Below are 501 nucleotides of genomic sequence, written 5' to 3'. Positions count from 1 at the left end.
CCGAGCCAGCACCCGATCCTCAACCGTCAACGCGAGATGGTCGGCCATCCACGCCATGTGATGCGACACCGAAGCATGGGTGACCACCACCCCCTTCGGACGCCCCGTAGAACCCGAGGTGTAAATGACATACGCCGAGCCGGCAGCCGACACAGGACCACCTGGAGCCGAGGAACGACCAACGGACCAGGACGCGGAATCGTCCATGACGACGAACGGCACATCCACCGGCGGCAGTTGCTCCCGCACCCCGAGATCCGTGATCAGGAGCGAGGGGCGGGCATCCTCCAGCAGATACGTGATACGAGCGGCCGGGTAGGCCGGGTCGACAGGCAGATAGGCGGCCCCCGCCTTCAACACCGCCAGCATCGCAACGACCATCTCCGCAGTCCCCGGCAGCGCCAGAGCCACCAGGTCCTCCGGACCGACCCCGCGCCCCGACAGGTGACGCGCCAGGTCATTGGCCTCCACCTCCAACTCCGCATAGGTCAGCGAACGCCG

General features: G+C 66.9%; 1 protein-coding gene. It reads right to left on the bottom strand.

The window, feature by feature from the left end; genetic code table 11:
• Positions 1 to 471 (bottom strand): AMP-binding protein (locus IEZ17_RS41795; RefSeq protein WP_229853149.1); only part of this gene is annotated, 471 nt, incomplete at its 3' end.
• Between the last annotated feature and the right edge of the window lie 30 nt (positions 472 to 501).

The organism is Streptomyces albospinus, assembly GCF_014648695.1.
In the GTDB taxonomy this organism is placed as follows: Bacteria; Actinomycetota; Actinomycetes; order Streptomycetales; family Streptomycetaceae; genus Streptomyces; species Streptomyces albospinus.
Note: the sequence above shows the minus strand (reverse complement) of the source record. Positions and strands in the feature narration are given on the sequence as shown.